The 23350-nt window shown below is 60.2% G+C and carries 24 protein-coding genes, 1 tRNA gene and 1 pseudogene; 17 read left to right on the top strand and 9 right to left on the bottom strand.

Features of this window, described 5'->3' with window-relative positions:
* Positions 1–5 precede the first annotated feature (5 nt).
* The 4 genes from hisD to IEX53_RS23820 form a co-directional block, all read right to left on the bottom strand.
* Positions 6–1298, bottom strand: coding sequence for a histidinol dehydrogenase (gene hisD / locus IEX53_RS07315; RefSeq protein ID WP_188822910.1), 1293 nt, complete (start codon positions 1296–1298; stop codon positions 6–8).
* A 23-nt stretch (positions 1299–1321) separates the two neighbouring features.
* Positions 1322–1762, bottom strand: a complete 441-nt coding sequence (locus IEX53_RS07310) for a DUF2948 family protein (RefSeq protein WP_188822907.1) — start codon at positions 1760–1762, stop codon at positions 1322–1324.
* Between the two features lie 171 nt (positions 1763–1933).
* A complete protein-coding gene (murA, locus tag IEX53_RS07305; protein WP_188822906.1) occupies positions 1934–3223 on the bottom strand; it encodes a UDP-N-acetylglucosamine 1-carboxyvinyltransferase in 1290 nt (429 codons plus the stop codon).
* A 166-nt stretch (positions 3224–3389) separates the two neighbouring features.
* On the bottom strand, positions 3390–3614 hold the full coding sequence (locus tag IEX53_RS23820) for a hypothetical protein (protein WP_236016074.1): 225 nt from the start codon (positions 3612–3614) through the stop codon (positions 3390–3392).
* Positions 3615–3761: 147 nt separating this feature from the next.
* Here IEX53_RS23820 and IEX53_RS07300 point away from each other — a divergent pair.
* The 4 genes from IEX53_RS07300 to IEX53_RS07285 all read left to right on the top strand — a co-directional run bounded on the left by IEX53_RS07300 (position 3762) and on the right by IEX53_RS07285 (position 6096).
* A tRNA-Thr gene (locus IEX53_RS07300) sits at positions 3762–3836 on the top strand.
* A gap of 672 nt (positions 3837–4508) precedes the next feature.
* Positions 4509–4814, top strand: coding sequence for a hypothetical protein (locus IEX53_RS07295; RefSeq protein WP_188822904.1), 306 nt, complete (start codon positions 4509–4511; stop codon positions 4812–4814).
* A 728-nt stretch (positions 4815–5542) separates the two neighbouring features.
* Complete coding sequence (locus tag IEX53_RS07290) at positions 5543–5743, top strand: hypothetical protein (protein ID WP_188822902.1); 201 nt, start codon at positions 5543–5545, stop codon at positions 5741–5743.
* Positions 5743–6096, top strand: coding sequence for a hypothetical protein (locus IEX53_RS07285; protein ID WP_188822900.1), 354 nt, complete (start codon positions 5743–5745; stop codon positions 6094–6096). Before IEX53_RS07290 ends, IEX53_RS07285 begins: the two co-directional genes overlap by 1 nt.
* Positions 6097–6151: 55 nt before the next feature.
* On the opposite strand, the gene IEX53_RS07280 is transcribed toward IEX53_RS07285, so the two are convergent.
* The 4 genes from IEX53_RS07280 to IEX53_RS07265 all read right to left on the bottom strand — a co-directional run bounded on the left by IEX53_RS07280 (position 6152) and on the right by IEX53_RS07265 (position 8225).
* A complete protein-coding gene (locus tag IEX53_RS07280) occupies positions 6152–6979 on the bottom strand; it encodes a hypothetical protein (RefSeq protein ID WP_188822898.1) in 828 nt (275 codons plus the stop codon).
* A 95-nt stretch (positions 6980–7074) separates the two neighbouring features.
* Positions 7075–7248: a hypothetical protein gene (locus tag IEX53_RS07275; protein ID WP_188822896.1), complete on the bottom strand. Its 174-nt coding sequence runs from the start codon at positions 7246–7248 to the stop codon at positions 7075–7077.
* A gap of 72 nt (positions 7249–7320) precedes the next feature.
* Positions 7321–7761: a cupin domain-containing protein gene (locus tag IEX53_RS07270; protein WP_268902575.1), complete on the bottom strand. Its 441-nt coding sequence runs from the start codon at positions 7759–7761 to the stop codon at positions 7321–7323.
* Positions 7762–7799: 38 nt separating this feature from the next.
* Positions 7800–8225: a hypothetical protein gene (locus IEX53_RS07265; protein WP_188822892.1), complete on the bottom strand. Its 426-nt coding sequence runs from the start codon at positions 8223–8225 to the stop codon at positions 7800–7802.
* 209 nt (positions 8226–8434) lie between these two features.
* Here IEX53_RS07265 and IEX53_RS07260 point away from each other — a divergent pair, with 209 nt between their 5' ends.
* The 6 genes and pseudogenes from IEX53_RS07260 (at position 8435) to IEX53_RS07235 (ending at position 12801) form a co-directional block, all read left to right on the top strand.
* Positions 8435–8767: a chorismate mutase gene (locus IEX53_RS07260; protein WP_188822890.1), complete on the top strand. Its 333-nt coding sequence runs from the start codon at positions 8435–8437 to the stop codon at positions 8765–8767.
* Positions 8764–10026: a lipase family protein gene (locus IEX53_RS07255; protein ID WP_236016073.1), complete on the top strand. Its 1263-nt coding sequence runs from the start codon at positions 8764–8766 to the stop codon at positions 10024–10026. Before IEX53_RS07260 ends, IEX53_RS07255 begins: the two co-directional genes overlap by 4 nt.
* A gap of 33 nt (positions 10027–10059) precedes the next feature.
* A pseudogene (locus tag IEX53_RS24365) lies at positions 10060–11018 on the top strand (LysR substrate-binding domain-containing protein).
* 59 nt (positions 11019–11077) lie between these two features.
* Positions 11078–11290 carry a hypothetical protein gene (locus IEX53_RS07245; protein WP_188822888.1) on the top strand — a complete coding sequence of 71 codons (213 nt, stop codon included), beginning with the start codon at positions 11078–11080 and terminating at the stop codon, positions 11288–11290.
* Positions 11291–11405: 115 nt separating this feature from the next.
* Positions 11406–12425, top strand: a complete 1020-nt coding sequence (locus IEX53_RS07240) for an MBL fold metallo-hydrolase (protein ID WP_188822886.1) — start codon at positions 11406–11408, stop codon at positions 12423–12425.
* Positions 12426–12483: 58 nt separating this feature from the next.
* Entirely contained in the window at positions 12484–12801 is a 318-nt protein-coding gene (locus tag IEX53_RS07235; RefSeq protein WP_188822884.1) for a hypothetical protein, read from the top strand.
* Positions 12802–12875: 74 nt separating this feature from the next.
* On the opposite strand, the gene IEX53_RS07230 is transcribed toward IEX53_RS07235, so the two are convergent.
* Positions 12876–13805: a Tim44 domain-containing protein gene (locus IEX53_RS07230; protein ID WP_373288599.1), complete on the bottom strand. Its 930-nt coding sequence runs from the start codon at positions 13803–13805 to the stop codon at positions 12876–12878.
* Between the two features lie 270 nt (positions 13806–14075).
* On the opposite strand from IEX53_RS07230, the gene IEX53_RS07225 reads away from it, so the two are divergent.
* The 7 genes from IEX53_RS07225 (at position 14076) to IEX53_RS07195 (ending at position 23276) form a co-directional block, all read left to right on the top strand.
* Complete coding sequence (locus IEX53_RS07225; RefSeq protein WP_188822880.1) at positions 14076–14579, top strand: RNA polymerase sigma factor; 504 nt, start codon at positions 14076–14078, stop codon at positions 14577–14579.
* A gap of 96 nt (positions 14580–14675) precedes the next feature.
* A complete protein-coding gene (locus tag IEX53_RS07220; RefSeq protein WP_188822878.1) occupies positions 14676–15674 on the top strand; it encodes a FecR family protein in 999 nt (332 codons plus the stop codon).
* Positions 15675–15919: 245 nt separating this feature from the next.
* Positions 15920–18568 carry a TonB-dependent receptor gene (locus tag IEX53_RS07215; protein ID WP_236016072.1) on the top strand — a complete coding sequence of 883 codons (2649 nt, stop codon included), beginning with the start codon at positions 15920–15922 and terminating at the stop codon, positions 18566–18568.
* Positions 18569–18692: 124 nt separating this feature from the next.
* Positions 18693–19454, top strand: coding sequence for a hypothetical protein (locus tag IEX53_RS07210; protein ID WP_188822874.1), 762 nt, complete (start codon positions 18693–18695; stop codon positions 19452–19454).
* Positions 19455–19477: 23 nt separating this feature from the next.
* Positions 19478–21292, top strand: a complete 1815-nt coding sequence (locus tag IEX53_RS07205) for a type I secretion system permease/ATPase (RefSeq protein WP_188823041.1) — start codon at positions 19478–19480, stop codon at positions 21290–21292.
* The gene (locus tag IEX53_RS07200) at positions 21292–22605 is read left to right on the top strand and encodes an HlyD family type I secretion periplasmic adaptor subunit (protein WP_188822872.1); all 1314 of its coding nucleotides are present in this window, start codon (positions 21292–21294) and stop codon (positions 22603–22605) included. The genes IEX53_RS07205 and IEX53_RS07200 overlap by 1 nt, the downstream gene beginning before the upstream one ends.
* A 35-nt stretch (positions 22606–22640) precedes the next feature.
* Complete coding sequence (locus tag IEX53_RS07195; RefSeq protein ID WP_188822871.1) at positions 22641–23276, top strand: biliverdin-producing heme oxygenase; 636 nt, start codon at positions 22641–22643, stop codon at positions 23274–23276.
* Positions 23277–23350 lie beyond the last annotated feature (74 nt).

The raw sequence follows: 23350 nt of genomic DNA, 5'->3' as shown, positions 1-23350 counted from the left end.
CTGCCCTATAGGTTCAACCTTATCGCCACCGACCGGCCATGGGCGTCGAGCCCCTCGGCGCGCGCCAGCTCGATGGCCACCGGTCCGAGAGCGCGGAGCTGCTCAGGCCCGAGCTTTAAGAGCGAGGTGCGCTTCATGTAATCGAGCACAGACAGTCCGGACGAGAAACGCGCCGAACGCGCCGTCGGCAGCACATGGTTCGACCCGCCGACATAATCGCCGATGACTTCGGGCGTATATTTGCCAAGGAAAATCGCGCCCGCATTGCGGATGCCGGGAAGAAGCGCTTCCGGATCGGCCACCGCCAACTCCAGATGTTCCGCCGCGATGCGGTTGATGAGCGGCAGCGCCGTCTCGAAATCTTCGACCAGCAGCACCGCGCCGAAATCGCGCCAGCTGGCCGAGGCGGTTTCCGTTCGTGGAAGCGTCTTCAACTGGCGCTCAACGGCTTCGACAACGGCGCGCGCGAAAGCTTCGTCATTGGTCAACAGGATCGACTGGGCAGCGGTGTCGTGCTCCGCCTGCGCCAGGAGGTCAGCGGCGATCCAGTCGGGATCATTGTCGCCATCCGCGACCACCAGCACCTCCGAAGGACCCGCGATCATGTCGATGCCGACAGTGCCGAAGACCAGCCGCTTCGCCGCTGCAACATAGGCATTGCCGGGGCCGACGATCTTGACGACGGGCGCAATCGTTTCCGTGCCAAAGGCAAGTGCCGCAATCGCCTGCGCCCCGCCGACCCGGTAAATCTCGGACACGCCGGCCAGCCGCGCCGCGACCAGCACCAGCGGGTTCAGCACGCCATCGGGCGCGGGCACGACGATGACAATGCGCTCCACGCCCGCGACCTTCGCCGGCACGGCATTCATCAGCACGGAGCTTGGATAGCTCGCCGTGCCGCCCGGTACATAAAGGCCAACGGATTCGACCGCCGTCCAGCGCGAACCGAGCTCGACGCCGAGCGGATCGATATAGCGGTCGTCTTTGGGCAATTGGCGGCTGTGATGGGCGCGGATACGGTCGCGCGCCAGCTCCAGCGCCTCGACGGTTTCGCGCTGCGCGCCGGCGACGGCCGCGTCGATTTCGGCTTCGGTTATCGCGATGCCGGTCTTTTCCAGGTCGATCCGGTCGAAACGGCGGGAATATTCGATCAGCGCCTTGTCGCCCTCACGGCGGACAGTGGCGATGATTTCACGGGCCGCGCGGTCGACATCCTCAGAAGCCTCGCGCTTGCCGGCCAGAAAGGCGGCAAACTTCGCCTCGAAATCGGTCTCACTTTGTCTCAGCGTCAATACCACGCGTCAATCCTCAACTTGCCTGTTCACGCCTCATGCTCCGGCTTGGCGCGGGTTTCCCATGCGGGGCCAAGATCGGTGAGCTTGGCCTCCACGCATTCCACATCCAGCCGGATGGCGGCATTGCCCGAGAAGGTCAGTTCGACGACGCCTTCGGGCGCTTCTCCGGGCAGAAAACGGACCGCCAGCAGGGAAAGAACGTCATCCTTGCGGCTGCGATCAATGCCGCTCACCTTGACGGCCGTAACGCAGCCGAAATGCAGCACGGACCGGCGCCGCTCGAAGGTGCGCTTGCCGAAGAGGCCCGATGCGGCGCGCTCCCAGACGAAGCGGTTGCCTGCCGCAACGAAGCACTTCTCCTGCGGCAGATATTCGAGATCGCCCACCTTCAGCACGGCATCCTGCAGATGGGCCGAAATAATCTGCAAATCCTGATCGTCGAGCGCCACGAGCTTGAGCATTTCCATCGGCGTTTCCATGCGAATAGCTGACGTCCCCGGCGCAGGATGCCATTTGATTCAAGGCACCCCGCTCTAAATGTTTGTTTTAGAGCATGATCCCGAAAAGTCCGCAAACTTTCCGGGATCATGCTCTAATTAAGACGTCCGTGGGTTTGGCGCAACATGGAAGAAGGATCGTCAGGCGCTGATGCGCTCGACGATTGCGCCGCAGCCGGAGAGTTTCTCTTCCAGCCGCTCGAAACCGCGGTCGAGGTGATAGACGCGGTTGACATAGGTTTCCCCTTCCGCCGCAAGACCGGCGATGACCAGCGACACGGAAGCGCGCAGATCGGTCGCCATCACTTGCGCTCCCTGCAGCCGCTCGACGCCCTCGACCGTCGCCACCTGGCCGGAGAGTGAAATCTTCGCGCCGAGGCGCGCCAGCTCCTGTACATGCATGAAGCGGTTCTCGAAGATCGTCTCGGTGATGCGCGAGGTGCCCTTGGCCTTGGTCATCAGCCCCATGAACTGGGCCTGAAGATCGGTCGGAAAACCGGGGAACGGATCGGTCGTCACATCCACCGGATGGATGCCGTGGCCATTGCGCACCACGCGGATGCCCGTATTGGTCTCGGTGATTTCAGCGCCGGCCTGTCGCAGCGTCTCAAGCGCGGAGGAAAGCAGGTTCGCCTGCGCGCCTTCGAGGAAGACGTCGCCGCCCGCCATCGCCACGGCCATGGCATAGGTGCCGGTCTCGATTCGGTCAGGAATCACGCGGACGCGCGCGCCCGAAAGGCTCTCGACGCCCTCGATGCAAATCGTGCTGGTTCCCGCGCCGGTGACATTCGCGCCCATGGCGTTGAGGCAATCGGCGAGATTGACGACCTCAGGCTCGCGTGCGGCGTTGGAGATGATCGTCTCGCCCTTGGCAAGTGTCGCCGCCATCATCAGCACATGGGTCGCGCCGACGGAAACCTTGGGGAAGGTATAATGCGTGCCGATGAGGCCCTTCTTCGCGGTCGCCTTGACATAACCGTTCTCGATATCGATTTCGGCGCCGAGTGCGGCAAGGCTATCAAGGAAAAGATCCACGGGCCGCGTGCCGATGGCGCAGCCGCCCGGCAGCGAAACATTGGCCGTGCCCATGCGCGCCAGAAGCGGCCCGATCACCCAGAAGCTAGCCCGCATCTTGGAGACCAACTCATAGGGCGCTGTGGTATCGACGATGTTGCGCGCGGTGAAATGGATCGTGCGCGAATAGGCGCCGTCCTGCCGCTCGCGGCGGCCATTGACGGAATAATCCACGCCATGATTGCCGAGGATGCGGATCAGCTGCTCGACATCGGCCAGATGCGGCACGTTTTCAAGCGTCAGCGTATCGTCGGTGAGAAGCGACGCGATCATCAGGGGAAGCGCGGCGTTCTTGGCGCCGGAGATGGGAATGACACCGTTGAGATGGTTGCCGCCGACAATTTTGATGCGATCCATGTCTGTCCACTTTCACGGGGATCAAGAGCCCCGTTTATCCAGGTTGTTTTTCCGCACACGACCCTGCCGCAAAGCCTGGCGGCCTTCCGGGTTGTGGCACCGGATGAGCAGCGCTGGGGGAAACCCGAACGCCATTCACTACACACACATTACTGACGCGTGTGCATTATCCCACATCGGTCCTTGACGGTTTATTGACGGAATCCGAAACAACCTCGATGCCTTCATTCCTGTCATCCGCACTACCGGCGCGGCGCGCGCGCGCCTGCGCCTTCCGGCGTGCGAGATTCGCCCGCAATTGCTCGGAAAGCCGCTGCTTGCGGTCCACGGCCCCGCGGCCCCCGGAATCAGGATCAGGATCAGGATCAGGCTGTCTGGAACTCTCCTTCATCCCGCTAACTATTACTATAGGATTCGAGGAAGGGAAAGCGGCCCCCGCGCCGCCTGTGGAGAACTTTCGCGCCATACGAAAATAATCTCGATTGCTTGCTTGCGGTTTCCCTCATGTTGTGGCAAAAGCCGCCGCATTCGCAACGATGCTGCGGTAGCTCAGTGGTAGAGCACTCCCTTGGTAAGGGAGAGGTCGAGAGTTCAATCCTCTCTCGCAGCACCATTTTCCCCCAAGAAAATCAATGGTTTAGATGACTGCTACGACAGCGCGGATAGCCGCTGTTTTGCATAAATGCACGGAACAAAGCATGAAACTGCCGTGCAAAGTGTGCAGAATCCGTGCACCTTTGTTCCGTTTGTGTTCTAGAAGAATCGAGTCGGCGCACCGTTGGTGGAATGCTGCGACGTAGCCGCAGGAGACCAAGGTGGCCGCTATTTTTGCAGATCGATAACGAAGCCGGAGCTAATATGTACTGGCTTCTTTTTGTCGCCATTGCATTGATAGTGGGCGGCGGTAGAAGCGCCCCGTAGGGCGCCCGCCTACGCCTCACGCTCTGTATGTAGCCCGTATTCGCTTGGTGCTGTCATGATGATGCCAGTGGGCACCGCAACCCGCCGCATTGACGCGGCATACCTCAACGCGCTGCGGCTTGGTCCGCAGCGTATCCTGCACCCGACCGCCGGCGCAGGTGGAATACCCCTGCCCGTTGCTCGCCGCCTGGCGGCAACCGGCAAGGTTCGGGTGCGCGGTGGTATGGCTTGCGCAATAGAGAGGGCATCCCAATGACTGACGTAACACTTCTTGGGTTCTTCGCGGGCCCTTCTATTTTTCTTTGCGGTTTTGCAGCCGGATGGCTCAGCGCGACTACGTTTGGCCCCACCAATGGAGGCCCAAATGCCAAAGCATAACCCCGACACGGCGGCAATCCCCGAAGAGATCATGCGGGAGGCGCGGAGGATCGCACGTTGGATCGTTGCAGCGTTCCAAATCCGCGAGACCGAAGATGTAGAGGATTGGATCGCTAAGCCCATCGCCCGCGCCCTCATGGCTCGTGACCAGCGCGCGGCGGATATAGCGCGTGAACAAGGGCGCGTCGATTGGGAGGATGGAGACAGCACACATTACGCCCATGGGTACGAAAACGCCTGCGAAGAAGTTACCATAGGAATCCTCACCTATTCCGACAAGGAGCCATCATGACCAGCATTTATCAAAGCAGATGGAACCCGAAGGGCATCCGCAAAAGCTGGGACCGGTGCAGCATCATGAACGATAGCGCTGAAGCCGTCCTGAAGGATTGGCTTACCGGGCGCGTCAAGGACGCATGCGCATGGTTCGATGACAGCGACAATCTACGCATTCCGCGATGCATGTCCCGGCAGTTCTTCAGGTCGTCCGGCTTATCTCGGAAAACATCGGCTCGCTGCCTTGCAAGCTCTATCGGGAAGCCGAAGCGCAGCGTGAAGCCTATGCTGAAAACGCGCCCTTTTGAATCACGCTCCTAATCGTCTGCATCCCATCCCGGCCAACGCTATAACGTAGGTATCAGCCGGTTTTTCTCGTGGCCGGTTATAGAACAAGAACGCCGGACGCGGCGGCCTCCATTCTTTCGCGTCCGGCACCTTTCTCACGTCTTATCGACGCGAGCCGTCTTTTCCACACGCTCAAGCTCACGCTCAACCGCCTCCCGGATGAATTGAGGGCGGCGGTTTGTTCCAACCAATGCGTCTATCCGTTCCAGCACTTCAGCCGGAAACCGGACAGTTGCGACTTTCATATTCAAAGGAGGCCTACCCATACACCGCTCCATATTCGCTATCGTCCATCTTGGTCAATCGGATTTCCCCTTAAAATAAACACCAGCGTTTATTGACTGCATAAACGCCAGCGTTTAACAAGCAGTTACTGATTTGCAGAGGGAGCCGAAAATGACCAATCAGGATGTTTACATCGCCACCGACACCTACCGCACCATGCTTGACGAGCTTGAGCACATCGCCCGGACGTTCGATCCGACCTCGCCGCACGATCTACGCACCCAGCTTATTCAAGCAGTTGGTGAGGAAGGCGGCATATGGCCGGACTCGTGCCTATCCAACCCTAACCACAACGAAAAGAAAGCCGCGTAATGATATTAAACCCTGCATTGAAGCGCCTCGTTCTCGCCTCCCAGGTAAAATATGCCCCAACGATTATCGAGCAGGTAAAATCCGATCTCTCCGAACTCATGCCTGAACTCGAAACGTGGCCGAAGGAAATCGGGCATCTTCAGCCCGTTCCGGTAGATGTTTTTAACTTGGCGGTAAGCCTTCGCGATGAAGCCCGCAAGCTTGCAGCGGACCTTGATCTTCTTGTTCCGGCCAACGTAGCCATGCCAATCGCTGAATCGTATGAGGAGCGCGTGCGTGGGCTTGAGCGTGCATACAGCCGTGTCCAGCCCTACGTGGTTGCGGAAATCACCAAGCCGGTAGGCTGCGAATAGATGTAGTCGCACCTGCTAATAGGGGTCAAGCCTAGCCCGCCGATCTACCGGCGGGCTATTTCGAGTTGGCTTTGAGTTGCGACAACGCCTGTTCAATCCGGCGCAATATTTCACGGTTCGCTTCGTTATCGGATTTAAGCTGTAAAACGATTTGGCTATCACCGTTCTGGTTACGCAATTCATTGACTAGCTTATCAATTGAAGTTTCTTCTATCTTTCGCAGACTAGCCACTTCATTTGTGAGGTGTTCCAGTTTTTCTTCTGTGTGGTCCTGAAAGGTGTCGTATCCTATTTGAACAAGCGGCGTTATAATTGCGATAACGATAGCAATGAGGCCAACTCTAATTGCTTGTCTCGCTGATTTATCCGTATCTTCCGAAGCCTTTTCGAATTTCGCCAAAAATTCATTTGCCTGTTCCTGTATCCCTGTAGCTATCGCCGCGCCATTTGTCATAATTTGCAACATCTGGCTGAAATGGCTTTCCATTTCTTCCAAACGTTCGTTGGTTTCATGGGCAGGATGAGGAGACAGATTCGGGATTTCAACAGTCGGATTTTGGATTTCCGCAGCAACTGGGATTGCATTACGGCTGTTCAACAGCGAATTATTGTTTTCAAAAAGTGATGGCGTTTTTATTTTATCAAGCGTCTTCCATAAATCACTATTGCCTAATATCGATCTATCAATTGGAAAACGAATTTTTTGCCAAAGTTTTTCTTGGCTCTCCATTATTTTATGTATATCTGATATAGGTCCGGCAAGCGTCTTTTGGGGAAGTTCAATTGCCTTTTGCATTTCTTTCATTTTAGGGGCTAGCTTATTTGCCTCAGAAATAGCATCTAAGTCTAAGACAAAGCGCTTTTTTTCTTTTTCGTCGCTCATAACGTTGTCTCTCAGAGAAAAATAAACTTCCGCTACCTATTACACAGACCCGAAGCATGAGGCCGCAGGGCCGACGGCTTTCCCCAAGGCTAGTATCAATGATCGTGTCTGTTCACTTCGTTCTTCAGAAGATCGATGGAAAAATAAAGCGAGTCCATTCCACTTTTTACAACTTCAAAATTGCAATCCGCACCCTCAACCCGAGCGTATTCCGCGCTAGCATACTTATCGATTCCCTTTGCCGCAGCGTAGTAATCGACATTGGGCATTGGCGACAATACCTCCAAAATTCTCGCCTTGATCGATGATGGCAACTCGACATTAGGCCATGCCGGTCCTGATTAAGCGGGGCCGGCGTTTTCTGCGCTCGGTTCGGGCTCACTCATCTCGAACTGGGTAAAATCGAAGCCGGGGGCGACGGTGCAGCCGACCAGCGTCCAGGCGCCGAGGCTTCTGGCCGTCTGCCACCAGCCTGCCGGCACCACGCCCTGCGGACGCTCCCCCTTTTGCAGATCAAGACCGAGGCGGATCGTCCGGCTGGCGGTGCCATCGGAAATCTTCAGCTCGAGCGGGCTCCCGCCATACCAGTGCCAGACCTCGGCGGCGTCCTTGACGCGGTGCCAGGCGGAAACCTGGCCGGCTTCGAGAAGGAAATAGATGGCGGTCGAATGGCCTCGCCCGCCTGTGGCGGCATTATCGCGGAAGGTTTCCACATACCAGCCGCCTTCCGGGTGCGGCTGCATGGCGAGCGTGCTGCGGATTTCTTCAGGGGTCGTCGTCAAGGCCGGAGTCCTCGCATGTTCAGGTGGGCGCGCGATGATTAGCGCATGGGGAGGAGTTTCGCAGCAGAAATATGCCATTTCTCAGCGTCGGCAGGCGCGCCGACGCCCGGCGCAATGCGATGCAGCCTGTAATAGCCACGGAAATGCTGGCGGCGTCCGTTCGTCAGCGTGGCATGAACGTTGACGGGCACGTCGATCCACTGCTGGCTCATGCCGGCATCGCCATTGGTTGGTGAACCCGTGACCACGCGTGACCGCGCGGTGGAGAGGAAGCCGTCGCGAAAGGCGGCAAAGCTCTTGCCGCTCGCCTGGCCCTGCCGGTCCCATAGCTGATAGGCGCTCTGGTAATCTCCCTTGTCGATGGCTGCATAGTAGGCTTCGACGACGCGCCGGGGATCTTCGTCGGCGGTAGCCACGGAGGGCGCCAGCAGGACGAGGGCGGCGAACAACAGGGCACGTAGCATTATGATCTCCTTCGACTGGAGGCGGGGGCCAAGCTACCTTTCACGGGCAGCCCGCTTTGGGCATGTCGTTATATTACGCTTTGTTGCGGAGAGAGGCGACGGATAAGCGCCCGGCGCAATATATCTTAACAAAAGGACATGTCCCGCTGGGGATGCAAATCGCACGATGAGGGCCATTCTAGACGGTTTGCAAGCAGGCGGTGCCCGTAATGGACGAATCCGAAATCAAAGCCGAGCTTTCCTCATACCGGCAATCGATCGACAATCTTGACACGGCCCTGATCCATATCCTGGCCGAGCGCTTTCGCTGCACCGGGAAAGTCGGCCGATTGAAGGCTCGCCACCGGCTGCCGTCGGTCGATCCGGCGCGGGAGGAGCTCCAGGTCGCCCGGCTGAGGCATCTGGCCGAGCAAGCCGGGCTTGATCCGGATTTCGCGGAGAGACTGCTCGGCTTCATCATCGAGGAAGTCATCCGCAATCACGAGCAGATCGCAGCCGATGAAACAGCGGCACAACAGGAAACAAGGGGAAACGGAAGATGATGTTCGCAAAAGCCGCAAGGCTGCTTGCCTGTTTTGGTGCACTCGCACTGTGCGCGCCCATCCCGTCGATGGCGCAGGATAAGGCGCCGTCTGATGGCGTGCTGCCGGCGGGGCCCGCCGCGGGCGACATGGATTTGTCTCCCTTCTATCGATCGGCCACGCCTTTGCCCGGCAAGCCCGGGGCATTGCTGCGCGAGGAAACGCTGGCAAGCCAGCCGGGCATGGGCGCGGCAGGAGAAACCTTGCGCATTCTCTATGTATCCAGTGATGCGCGCTGGCATTCGGGGAACATTCCTATCAGCGGTATGCTCTACCTGCCGAAAGGCGCCCCGCCCAAGGGAGGCTGGCCCCTGGTCGCCTGGGGGCATGGCACGCTGGGCATCGCCGACATATGCGCTCCATCATGGACGGGCTTCAAGCCACGCGACGCTTCCTATCTCAGTCGCTGGCTTGAAGCGGGCTTCGCCGTCGTTGCGACCGATTATCAGGGCCTTGGAGGGCCCGGTCCTCATCCCTATCTCCATTGGCAGGCGGCAGGCCGTTCCGTGCTGGATTCGATCCGCGCGGCGCTGATCGCGAAGCCCGGCACGATCTCCAATGAAGTGCTGGTCGCAGGACAATCGCAAGGCTCGGGCGCGGCGCTGGGCGCGGCCAGGCTGTGGCCCGAATATGCGCCCGAACTCAACATTCTCGGCGCCATCGCAACGGCGGTCAACGTCACTTTCCCGCAAGGGCCGGTTTCGCTTCCCGTGCGCAATTCCAGCAACATGTTCCTGAGCTTTGCATCCGGCGGTCTTCGCGACGATGGGCCGCCGATCGATGAGATCGTGAGTCCGAAGGGAAAACAGCTGCTCGACATGGCGCGGCGTGGCTGCACCAGCCAGATCGGGCAACTGGCCCGTGACCTGAAGGTCCGGTCCCTTGCCGAAACCCTCTCCATTTCGCCGGAGGAATTGGCTAGGTTGCGCATTCCCGTCACCGATATGCCGATGGGGCCTCTGGGGGTGCCGCTGTTCATCGGCACCGGACTGGCCGACACCACCGTCGAGCCCAACCGGCAATATGCCGCCGTTGCTGCGCTGTGCGCGTCCGGGAACAGCGTTGCCTGGCATCGCTATGATGGCCTGACCCATGGCGGGGTCCTCAACGGGTCTTTCGAGGATTCGCTTGCCTTCGCCCATGCCCTGACCGGCGGGCGGGAGACGGCCTCCCATTGCGCCAACCTGGTTGCGACGGGCGCCGCCTTCAATACCGATTGACGAGGGATTCACCCAGACATATGCCTGAAAGGCATGATGACATCGCCGAATTTCGCTGATATCTCGAACTTCATCGCGGTCGCCGATGCCGGAGGCTTCCGGATAGCCGCGCAGATCAAGCGCGTCGCCGTTTCCACGTTGAGCGATTCCGTCAGGCGGCTGGAGTCGGATCTCGGCGCTCGGCTTCTGAACCGGACGACGCGCAGCATCACGCTGACGGAGGCCGGCACACGCTTCCTCGAGCGGGTGAAGCCGGTATTCGCGGAGATCGAGGCGGCTGTAAACGACCTGCATGACGATGCCAGCCGCCCAGTGGGAACGCTTCGATTGAATGTTCCCGTCCCCGTGGCGCGGCATATCCTGCCGAGGATCGTCCCGGGCTTCATGGAAAAATATCCCAGCGTGAATATCGATGTGGTCATGGAAAATGACTTCACCGATGTGATTGGCCGCGGCTTCGATGCGGGGGGGCGTTATGAGGAAAGCATCGCCAAGGACATGATCGCCGTGCCCATTGGGCCCCGCCGCCAGCGCTTCGTCGCCGCGGCATCGCCGCATATCTTGCCCGTCACGGCATTCCGGAGAACCCGCACGCCCTCGCCGACCACCGCCTGATCGGCAACCGCTTTCCCAGCGGAGCGGTGGGGACGTGGGAATTCGAGCGCGGCGATGAAGTGCTGCGCATCGTGCCCGATGGACCGTTGCTCTCAAGCTCGATCGATCTGCAACTCGCCGGCGCGATGGCCGGAGGCGGGATCATCTACACTTTCGAGGAATATCTGCGGCTGCAACTGGACGCGGGCGTTCTGATGCCGGTTCTGGAGGAGTGGTGGCAGGCGTTTTCCGGGCCGTATCTCTATTATCCCAGCCGCCGGCACATGCCGTCGCCGCTGCCGCCTTCATCGACTATCTGCGCGCTGTCCGCTGCTGAGGGCCGTCCCGGCGCTGATTGTCCGATGGGACGGACGGCCCGTTCGCAACTCTTCGTCTAATCGATCCGGCATTCCGCCGCTAGGCTGCCCTGTCTTTTTGTGGAGGCAGGGAGAGCCGGATGTCTTCAATCAGCATAGCCTCGGAAGTCAGGAACAACTGGAAGATCTTGCTGACCGCGATGATCGGCGCCGGTTGCGGCCTGCTCTCGATAACCTTCTACACGCAAGGGCTCTTTTTTGGTCCGGTGACTGCCGAGTTCGAGTGGAGCCGCGCGGAGTTCTTCACCAGCAATCCATCTGCTCGGTTCGATCATGGCCATCGTCACCGCTAATGCGATGAATCCTGGCACTGGGGCGCTACCCGCGGCTTTGCGAATCGCGTGCGCGCCCGCCTCACTGTCCAAAATGCTTCCACCAACTAAGCCAGTCGTAGAACAGGAACAGGCCATGTCAAACATTGAACGCTGCGTCACGACCAATGTGCTATCGCGCCGCTTGCTGCTCAGCGGAGGCGCGACCGCAATCGCTGCAGGCGCTTTGATGCCTGAAGGGGCTTACGCCTCCGGCACGGCTGCAATCGACCCGGCACCGGATGAAAACGCCGCGCTGTATCGGCTCGCAATTGGCGATATCCGCGCCACGATCATCAGTGACGGCACCATCGCAGGCAATGTCCGCATCTATGCCCGCAACGCCGGACAAGAGGAACTGGACCAGGTACTGGCAGCGACAAGCTACGTCCCCGAGAGGTTTGAACTGCAGCTCAACACGCTGCTGATCGAGACTGGGGGAAGGAAATATCTGGTCGATCCAGGAGCGAACCTGACGATGGGGCCCAATGGCGGAAAATTGCCTGCACGCCTTGCAGCCATGGGGATTCGGCCCGAAGACATCGACGCCATCGTGATCTCCCATACGCACCCGGATCATGTCGGCAATCTGCGCCGGGAAGACGGTACGCCCACCTTCCCCAATGCGGAGATTTATATTCCGGAACCCGACTGGAACTTCTTCATCGCCAACGAGCCGGATTTGACCCATCTACCCATGCAGCCGGAGTTCCGGGAGCGCTTCATCCGCAACATTAAGACGAATGTGGAGGCCGTTCGCTCAAATGTCGTCCGCTATCGTCCGGGCAGCGAAGTGGTTCCTGGCATCATGAGTATGCCTGCCCACGGGCACACGCTCGGCCTTTGCGTGTTCCTTATCTCATCGGGCAACCAACAGCTCATGGTGACAGCCGATCTGGTCTACCATCCGCTGCTCAATATCGACCACGGCTGGCTGCCGGGGGTCGACACAGATCAGGAGGCGGCAATCGAGACGAGAAAGAAGCTTTTCGACCGGATAGCCACCGACCGGCTCGTCATCCTCGGGTTTCATTTTCCCTTTCCCGGCCTGGGGAGGCTGATGAAGACCGCCTGGGGCTACCGATGGATGCCGGAGCTGTGGAAATTCTCAGCATAGAGATGGTTGCGGCGCGGATTTTCGTGGCCTAAGGCTTGTCAAGCAAAAGGAGACTATAATGCGCGCTGCAATTTGCATGGGCCTGGCCGCTCTTTCGCTAGCCTCGATCAACGGTGCTGCGCACGCCTCGAGCAGCGATGCCTGGGCGGAATTCAACGCCAAAGTGACACGCGCCTGCATCGCAGCAAGCGGAATCCGCAATCCCCGTCCCTCAAGGATCGTCGCATTCGATGATCGCGCCGGCATGGCTGCCATGCTGGTTCAGGACCGTACGCGTGGATCTTCGACGGCGATGCTGTGCCTATACAACAAGAAGACCAAAAAGGCCTATGTCGGCGACGCAGACGCTTGGTCGGCGCCGCCTCCGCCCCGTTAAACGTTCGGGAGCGGTGGGAGAAAGGGATGCGCGCTCGATTCGCTTGGGTGGCCGCCGGCGAACGCGCCGGCTGACTACACTTCCTGGATTGCCGATAGTTTCCACTCGGAGCCGTTCTGGCGGGTAAATGTCCACATTTCGGTTGTTTCCGTGGGGTGGCCCTCCCCTTTTACAACGGTGCCGCCGGCACGGTCGAGGAGCACGTCCCGCGATGCGTAGCGCAGCGCCGCCGTGGCGTAATCGCGGTCGCCCTCACGCCAGCTTTCCGCGATATCCGCCTGCAGCAGCTTGACGTCCGTCACATCGTTCTTCACGCCATTTTTAGCGTTCTCAGCCAGCTCCTCGGAGAAGTAGGATACCATTTCCGGCGTTGCCAACCGGCGCAGACCGGCATGATCCTCCCGCCCGAAAGCATCATGCACCTCTTCCAGTATACTCTCGAAAGTGTCGAGATCCCGCTGCGTCAGGCCGATTTCGTCGGCATTGGCGGGGCGCGGCGCGGCATCCGGACGGTGCGAAAATCCAAAGGATCCCGCTCCAGGGGGATTGCCGAGAGGACTGCCGCCCGAAGTCTCGCGATAAGCGAAGCTGCCGGGGCCGGAGGATTTTCCGGCCATAGCAGGGGCTGGCAAGCGGGCTGATTGCGAGCGGAACATTCTGATGAGCAGCATCGCTACGCCGCCGATCAGCAGAACCTGAAGCAGCAAACCGAGCATCCCGGCCATGCCGCCGAAGCCGTGACCGAGCAGGAGGCCGATCAGGCCGCCGAGCGCCAGCCCGCGCAGCATCGAGCCGCCAAAACCGCTCATGAAGCCCGGACGTGACGCCGCCGCCGGCGTCTGGCGGGCGGCATTGCTTTGGCCGGTGTTCGGTGTCATCGAACGTTCGACGGGAGCGGCCGGTTGCGGCGCCGTCCGGGTTGGGGGCGCCGACTGGTAGGTACGGGCGCCGCGGCTGCCGAAGCTGCCGCCGCGGCGTGCCTCGGCATGGTCCAGGGCCACCATGGAAAATGCCAGGATCAGGCCTCCCAGAAGTGTTGCAAATCGGGCTGTCCGGGACGGTCTTACCATGGTCGTTCCTTATTCAAGCAAATGTGAAGCACATATAGGGAGCAGCCGCGAGCGGCACAACCATCTGTTGGCTGCATCACATGGCAGCGTCTTTGTGTCCCCATGCTGCTATGGATAAAATATGAGTTTTATATTCATATTTGTATGGTATTAGCTTCCTAGCGGACGTGGCCGTGAGGTGCGCGGCGGTGGGGAGTGGCTGGCATGAAGGAAGGGGATGGTCGTCTGGGTCTCTATTTCGCCCATCGCGTGGCGCTCATCGACTATGCGAAACATCTCGTCGGGTCGCGCGAAACCGCTGAAGATGTGGTCCAGGAAGCCTTCCTGAAATTCGTGCCGGCCAATGTCGAACCCGCTTCCTCTCCAAAATCCTATCTCTTCCGTATCGTGCGCAATCTGGCCCTCGATTTTCGGCGCCGGCGGCAAACGGAGCGCCGGTGGGAGGAGGAACCACCGGACTGGGTTACACCGCCCCCTGTCGCCAATCCGGAACAGGCGACGCTTTTTTGCGAGGAGTTGCGGCAAATCACGTCGGTTCTATCGAGGATGCCGGAAGACGTCCGCATTGCAGTGGAGATGCACCGCTATGGCGGCTACAAAATGGAAGACATTGCCGCGCATCTTGGCATCTCCGTTCCGACGGTGCATCGGATGATCCGTAAAGCCATTGCTGAGATCACCGACCATCTTGGCCGGAACAGGCAATGATTTTTCGGCCACCGTGAAAAAGAAGCCCGATCCGTTCGTCTATTCGGATAGAAGCCAGTGAGATTGCTTGCGAAACCCCGGGACGAGACGGCAGAGATGAACGACAAACCGAACCAGTGGCCGGATGGCGCGCTGTCTCTGTCCGAAGAGGCGGCTGACTGGCTGCTGCGGCTCACGCAGAATGCGCACGACCCGGCGCTCGCCGCATCGTTCAATGAATGGCTGGCCCGCTCGCCCGGACACCGGTCCGCCTGGGAACGGACGCAGAAAACATGGAGTCTCCTGGGCCATGTTCCCCCGACTTTCCGGCGTGCCTGGGACGATGGCGCGATAGCCGTCCCGGACGTCGCGGCGAGACCGGCAAGTCCTTGGGTGCGAAGAGGATTGCTCGCGGTGTCGGCTGGCCTGGCCGCCTGCATCGTCGCAATCCTGATTCCGGCGATAATGATGCGCGCCACAGCCGACTATGTGACCGCCACCGGCGAAAACCGCACCATCGCTCTCAGCGACGGCAGCACGGTCCAGCTCGGCGGCGGCAGCGCCATCAAGCTCGGCTTCACCGATGGTCGCCGGGAAGTGGAGTTGCTCGCCGGCGAAGCATTCTTCGATGTAAGGCACATGGCAGACAAGCCTTTCATCGTCGAAGCCGGCGGCGTGAAGGTGGAGGTTCTCGGGACCGCCTTCGACGTGCGCCTGGCTGCGCAGACAGCCGATGTCGCGTTGGCACGCGGCTCCGTCAAGGCATCCTTCGCCACCGGAGGCAGGCGCTCCGAGGAAACCCTGTCTCCGGGGCAGATGCTTGTGATCGACCGCGAGACCGGCGGGATGAAGATCTCCACGGTGGCGGTGGAAGATATCGGCGCTTGGCGCGGGGGAAACCTTCATGTGGTTGACGCGGCAATCGGCTCCGTCGTTGAACGATTGCGCCGCTACCACTCCGGCTGGATCGTCCTTTCCGATCCGGCGTTGGCCGATGAGCGGGTAACGGGCGTTTACGATCTGCGCGATCCGGACCGTGCGCTGCGCGCCCTCGTTGCTCCCTATGGAGGGGTGGTGCATGAGGTGACGCCGCTGGCGCGCATAATCTCTCGCTAAAAAATTGATAGCGAAATTCATAATTTAGCAAAAACCTGATCGAGCCCTGAAAAAACTTCACGCGCAGTTCGTCTTCCGGTCGGAAGCGCCACCACGGGACAGGTGGCGACGAAGACAGGAAAGACGAAAAGACGATGGGGACAGGGGCGCGTATAGTTCGAGCCGACACCAATCTGGATTTCATTCGCAGTAAGAGGCAGTGCACGTTGCTTTCGGCGACCGCTCTCGTGGCCTTATGCGGGCTTATGATGACATTGCCGCCGGCTGTGCCGCCCGCTCATGCACAGGGACAGGGCGCGGTGCGGTCGTTCAGCATACCGGCGCAGCCGCTTGCGAGCGCCATCAATGTGTTCGGCCACCAGTCCGGCCTGCAAGTCACCGTGGCGGCGGGAGCTGCCGGCGGCATCCGATCGAGTGCCGTCAACGGTGCCTTCGCTCCGGACCAGGCGCTTGGCCGCCTACTCGCGGGCACCGGCCTTTCCTACCGCATCACACGTGACGGCACCGCGGTCATCGGGAAGCAGGCGCCGGCGGAACCGGCTGTCGCCGCGGATGGGTCTATCCTCCTCGATACGATAACGGTCACCGGCAGGCAGGGACGAACTGAGATCAGCGGCTCCGGCTACCAGGGGACGCCGGACTGGGTTTACGAATCGCCCTCCGCCGTCAGTGTCGTGTCGCGCGAGGCGATCCAATCGCATCAAGGTGCGCGCGATCCGCGTGACCTTCTGGACAATGCCGCCGGCGCCTATGTCAACAATTCCGTCGCCAACTCCCCCGCGATCTCGCCCAATATCCGGGGCGTACAGGATATGGGGCGCGTGGTGCTGTCGATCGACGGGGCGCGGCAGAACGCGAACCGCACGGTCACGGCGGGCAGCGACTCCTATGTCGGCAGTTCCGGCAAAGGCTATGTCGATACGGCCTTCATCCGCGCGGTCGAGGTGGACAGGGCCACCGGCGCGAGGGGCGGCCTTGCCGGGTCGCTGGCCGGTGCGGTGACGTTCCGCACTGTCGGGGCCGACGATCTCATCCAATCCGTCCGCAACTGGGGCATCGAGACGAACACGACCCTCGGCACCAACAATCAGCATTTCCAGGGTTCGGTTCTCGGCGCGGCTCGCCTGGGCGCAACACCCTTCTCGGTTCTCGCCGGCTTGAGCCATCAGAATTTGGGCGAGTACCGTGTCGGCCGTCACGGTGAGGTGGAGTGGGTAGGCGCGGGATCCGGCAAAACCTCGCTGATGGGCCGGGATAATCTGTCATCGCTGCTCAAGCTCGAAGGCGATTTCGGCGATGTGCAGACAAGCCTCTCCTGGATGCACCAGAACAAGACCTTTGGCTGGGACATGGGCAGCGGCATGAACGATGAGGAGGTCAATGTCGATACGGTTACCGCGAGCCTCGACTGGAAACCAGCCGACAATGACCTCATCGACCTGCGGAGCAGTTTATGGATGAACAACGCGCGGGAAGAAACGCTGCGCCATGCGCGTCTCGACTATCCCGATACGCAGATCGAAGCGGATTTCCTGAGCTTCGGCTTCAATATCGACAATACCAGCAAGTTCGACACCAAGCTGGGCGGCGTCAGCCTGAACTACGGCGTCGAGGCATTTCGCGACCGCTCCAAGTCGAGCGCGACGAACGCAGCGATTACGGCGTGGCCGGAACTGGAGAATAACTTCACTTCCTTCAGCCCGGCAGGCCGCCGGGATATTGCGAGCGGCTTTATCAGCGGTGAATGGGAGCCGGCCGATTGGGTTACGCTGTCGGCGGGGGTGCGTTATGATTGGTACCGGCTGAAAGGGGCACCAACCTATTACAGTGTCGACCCCGCATTTAATTATACAGCAACGTGCAAAATTACAGAATATGACCACCGGATGGCAACTAATCCGGGGTCATTGACTGGAGCGCCGGCAGCTTTAATTCGGGCGCTCAAGAACCGTTGCGGGGAAACCCATGGCAATACGTTTTATCGTTCCGGCTCGACCATACCGGAATTGAGCAAGCCGGAGACTTATCCCGGTACAACGCTCGATATCGACCGCTCGGATGGCGCGTGGCTGCCATCGGCGATGGTGGAATTCAAGCCGGTCGACTGGTTCAGGCCCTATGTGAGCTATTCGCAGAGCTACCGTCCTCCGGCCATTGCCGAAGCGTTCTTCACTGGCGGTCTGCCGAGCACAAATCAGCCGCAGGATACCTACGCGCCCAATGAAAATCTGGAACCGGAAACCGCCAGAACGTGGGAAATCGGCGCGAACATCAGCCTTGATGGGATAGCCACGGAACAAGACAGCCTGAGGCTGAAAATATCCGCCTTTCAGCGCAAGATCGAAGACTTCATCGTGATCGGCAATTTTTATCCGGGACCGGGCTCTCAACAATATCTGGGTTATGTGAACGCAATCGATCCGACGCGGATGCGAGGCGTTGAGATCGAAGGAAATTACGACACCGGTAGGTTCTGGATCGGCGGCTCGGCAACCTGGCTTACAACCGAATGGCCGCGGAATGTTCAAAGCGTTTGGTACGGCCAGACGCTTAAAAACGATAATATCCAGATGTTCGCGGCGGATGTTCCACCCAAATTCAAGGGGACGATTGATGCCGGGGTGCGCTTTTTCGAGGAGAAGCTGGCAATTGGCGCACGCCTGACCCACGTCACGCCGACGCTGACGCAAATCGTACCGGTCTTCGATCCGGACGGCGGTTATCTGACCAACGAATATACCAAGCTCGACCTCTACGGATCGTATCGGGTCAATGACAACGCCACGCTTCGGTTCGGTCTCGACAACGTTACCGACATCAACCATGTGCCGGCGGGCAGCCGCTATCCGGCGCCGGGGCGCACATTCTTTGCCAGCTTGAGCACGCGTTTCTGAGTTTTCGTCGGGCCGTCAAGGCCGGCGATGACAGTTCCCCAGCCGGGTGGCCGCCCGACTGGGGAGAACCGCCCGGATCATGAGAGATTCAGGCACTACAGCAGCCATACAAAGGAGATTGATCATGGCTACCACGATTGAACTAGCGTCTTCGACCTCGGATTTCAAAGGCTTCCTGTCCAATTGGTCGAATGCCGGCTGGAATTCCCAATATGGTGCTTTCTGGGGGCCGAGCGTCGGTTTACAGACTGACCAAGGGGTCATCGCTCAGAATCCGGGCTGGGATTACACCGAATGGGGCAATGGGGCGACCGGTGGAAACGGCGTGCTCATCGAAGGCAACTTCCACTACGGACGAGGCAACCTCACCGGCGACGTCGATACGCTTACCTTCGGGTCCGGCTACGGTCAGTCAAGCGCCGGCCTCACGCTCCCGACGGCTGCGCTCACGCTCGGTATCGACCAGAACTTCAACCCCAGCCAGCCGGGCCTCGATAAATTCGATCTGGCTATCTACGGAATCATGAATAACTCCCTCGGAGGGCTCTACGATTTCCTTGCCGAAACCGGCACGGAGATTCATGATACCGCAGGAAGCGATATTCTGGTCGGTTTCGCGGGCTCGGATACTTTTGTATTCACCGGCGGTGAAGATGTCGTGGCCAATGACGGGCCGGCAGGGACCTCTGGCTATCAGGATGGAACGGATCTACTGGATGTTTCCGCCTGGGGCGTGACGGATTTCCAGGAGCTCACCATCTTCCCCGACAGCGGCGATGCCTGGGTGGCCTATGGCAACCATTCGATTCAACTGGCCGGAGTCGACGCATCCGTCCTCGACGCGAGCGATTTCATCTTTGCCGACAGCCTCGCGCTGGTCGCGTAAGGGATCTGGCTCCCGTGCGCTCAATAATACGCACAACGCCGTCGCAGCCATTGGCTGCGGCGGTCGTTCTCCCCCTCAGACGAGCTTTCCTTGGAATAGCTCTGATCAGCGGTGTGGTTAACCTCCTCGCGCTGACCTCGCCCCTGTTCATGCTGCAGGTCTATGACCGCGTGCTGGCAAGCGGCAGCGTGCCGACGCTTGTGGGACTGGCCGTGCTCGCGGCGGGGCTTTACACATTCCAGGCGCTGCTCGATATCATCCGGGCGCGTGTCCTGCTGCGCATCGGCGAAGAGTTCGATACGCATCTGTCGGGGCGCGTTCACGATGCCGTGGTGCGTCTTCCGCTTGTGACGCGGATGCCCGGCGATGGCCTCCAGCCGCTACGCGACCTCGATAATATCAGAGGATTCCTGTCCGGCCAGGGACCGGCGGTGTTTTTCGACCTTCCCTGGATGCCGCTTTATCTCGGTATATGCTTTCTCTTCCATTTCTGGATCGGCATAACGGCGCTAACCGGGGCGGTCGTGCTTGTCGCGCTGACGCTGCTGACGAATGCCCTGTCACGAAAGCCGGTCCGCGACACCATCGCACATAATATGACGCGCAATGCGCTGCTGGAAACCGCGCGCCGCAATGCAGAGGCCATTCAGTCCATGGGGCTCGGAAAACGCATCGCGATGCGATGGGCGCGTGTGAATGCCGACTATCTCGCAGCAAACCGCAAGGCTGGCGACGTGGCCGGCGGCCTCGGCAGCATATCGAAATCCCTGCGCATCATGCTGCAATCCGCCATGCTTGGGGTCGGCGCTTATCTCGTGATCCAGCAGGAAGCGACGGGCGGCATCATGATTTCAAGCTCGATCATGATGAGCCGGGCGCTCGCGCCGGTCGATCTGGCGATTGCGAGTTGGAGACCGTTCATGATGGCGCGGCAGAGCTGGTCGCGCCTCAAGGAACTGCTGGCCAAAATGCCCCCGGACACGCCTGTAACCACCCTTCCTTCACCCGAAAAAGAGCTGCGTATCGAAACGGTGACGATCATTCCTCCGGGTGAAAAGAAGCCGACCGTCATCGGGGTGAGTTTCGCGGTTCCCGCCGGCAGCGCCCTGGGCGTCATCGGGCACTCCGGCTCGGGCAAATCCACACTCGCCCGTGTGCTGGTCAATGCGTGGATGCCTGCTGCCGGAAAAGTGCGCATCGATGGCGCGAGCCTCGATCAATGGGACCGTGACGCCCTTGGCCGGCACATCGGCTATCTCCCGCAGGGCGTCGAACTGTTCGACGGAACGATTGCGGAGAATATCGCCCGTTTTGAAGACGATCCCGACCCCGGGGCTGTCATAGAGGCCACAAAGGCCGCCGGGGCGCACGATCTCATCCTGCGTTTCGAGCAAGGATATGAGACCAGCATAGGCGAAAACGGCTCGGCATTGTCGGCGGGGCAGCGGCAGCGGATCGGGCTGGCCCGCGCGCTCTACCGCAATCCGTTCCTTGTCGTGCTCGACGAGCCCAATGCCAATCTCGATTCCGAAGGCGAAGCCGCGGTGGTCAGCGCCATCGCTTCCATCCGGGCGCGCGGCGGCATCGCCATTGTGGTCGCGCACCGCCCGAGCGCCATCGGCGCGGTCGATCTGGTCCTGATGATGGAAGGCGGGCGGCAGAAGGCTTTCGGGCCGCGCGACGAAGTGCTTTCTCAGGTGCTGAAGGGCGCAAATCCGACGGCTCCGGCAGCAAGAGGCTATCCGGCAACCGGCTTCAGCATCACGCCGCTGAGGGTCATAGCCAATCCTGTGAAGCAAGCCGCCGAACCGGCTGACATGAGCGAGGGAGGGGTGTGATGCCTGGGGTTGACGGGAAGGGGGACGTCGCCCGCTCCATACGGCGTCATTTGATGGCCGGCCTTCTTGCCAGCGTGATGCTGGTCGGAGGCGCTGGCGCATGGGCCACTGTGACAAATCTCTCGGGGGCGGTGGTCGCGACGGGCCATTTCGTCGTCGACAGTTACGTGAAGAAAATCCAGCACCCGACCGGGGGTGTGGTGGGGGAAATCCGGGTCCATGAGGGCGACAGCGTGAAAGCCGGCGATCTTCTCATCCGGCTCGATGCAACGCAGACGCAAGCGCGGCTCGCCATCGTTACCAAACGCCTCGACGAACTTACGGCGCGGCTTGCGCGGCTCGAGGCGGAGCGGGACGACCTGCCGCGGATCTTGTTCCCCGACTGGCTGCTTGCCCGCCGTGATGCTCCCGATGTCGCCGCCGCCATCCGCAGCGAGACAAGGCTGTTCGAGTTTCGCAGGCAATCGCGTGAAGGGCGAAAGGCGCAACTCCGCGAGCGCATCGAGCAGTTCGAACACGAAATGGAGGGGCTGAAGGCGCAGGAACTTGCCTATGCGCAGGGCCTCGCCGTCCTCGACAAGGAGATTGCAGCCCTCACCGGCTTGCGGGAACAGGGCTTCGTCTCCGACCAGCGCCTCAATGCCTTGAAGACACAGGCCGCCACCTTCGGAGGCGAGCGCGGCGAGAAAATTGCCTTCCAGGCACAGACGGCGGGGCGCATTTCAGAGACGAAGCTGCAAATCCTGCAGATAGACCAGGACCTCAAGACCGAAGTCGGCCAGGAATTGCGCGAAGTGCAAGCCCAGATCGGCGAGTTCATTGAACGCAAAGTCGCGGCGGAAGACGAGCTCAAGCGGATCGATATTCTCGCGCCCCAATCCGGCATCGTCCATCAGCTCTCCGTTCACACCGTCGGCGGCGTGGTCCCTCCCGGAGACCCGATGATGCTGATCGTGCCGAAAGGCGAAGAGCTGGCGCTGGAAGTCCAGATGCAGCCAAAGGATATCGACCAGATACAACTGGGCCACAAGGCGGTCTTACGCCTGTCGGCCTTCAGCCAACGGACTACACCGGAACTCAACGGTCATGTCAGCCGCATCGCCGCCGACCTGACCACCGACCAAAGAACGGGCGCGGCCTACTATCTCGTTCGGGTGTCTATCCCGGCGGCGGAACTGGAAAAGCTGGACGGCCTCCAGTTGATGCCCGGCATGCCGGCGGAGGCATTCATCCAGACGGGCGAGCGCACCGCTCTCTCCTACCTCATCAAACCACTCAGCGATCAGATCAACCGCGCCTTCCGGGAAGAATGAGCGGCCAGGCGCATATCAGGCAAAGGGGCAGAAACATGACCACAGTGGAACCATGGGTCCGGGAAAAGACTGAAATTACGAGCCGTGCGAAGCGGCTGAAGGCGGCGACGCATGACACGCATGATCGTCTCGATAGGAAAATCATGGCGGCCGATCCCTTTGCCAGTATCGAGCGCTATGGGTGGTTTCTCGATGTGCAATACCGTTTCCATCATGGCATCGATCCGCTTTACCGAAACCATGATTTGGCTGCCATCATTCCGGACCTGGAAAGCCGGCGGCGGCTCGACCTCATCCGGCAGGATCTGCTGGATATAGAGGCTCCCATGCCGGCCCCGCCGGCTTCGGAAGATGATCTCATCGATGTGCCAAACTCCCTCGGATGGCTATACGTGGCGGAAGGCTCCAATCTGGGCGCGGCGTTTCTCCTGAAGGAAGCTGCCAGGCTCGGATTGTCGGAGAATTTCGGCGCGAGGCATCTTGCGGCAGCGCCGGAAGGGCGCGGCCTGCAATGGCGCACTTTTACGGCCGCGCTGGATCGGATCGACCTGAGCGAGGAGGCGGAGGAACGAGCCATCGAGGGGGCTGGACAAGCCTTTGCGCGTGTCAACCAGCTTGTCGCTGATCGCTTCTACCCGGATGGAGAGGCAGCGCCACGCGCGGATTTCTAGTACGCATCACCCGCCATTCGCCTATCGCGAAAAAACGAGATTCGGGCAGGCATCGCGGCAACCGTACGTGCTTC

Origin of the sequence: Paramesorhizobium endophyticum, assembly GCF_014640615.1 — a bacterium.
Lineage (GTDB): Bacteria > Pseudomonadota > Alphaproteobacteria > Rhizobiales > Rhizobiaceae > Paramesorhizobium > Paramesorhizobium endophyticum.
Note: the sequence above shows the minus strand (reverse complement) of the source record. Positions and strands in the feature narration are given on the sequence as shown.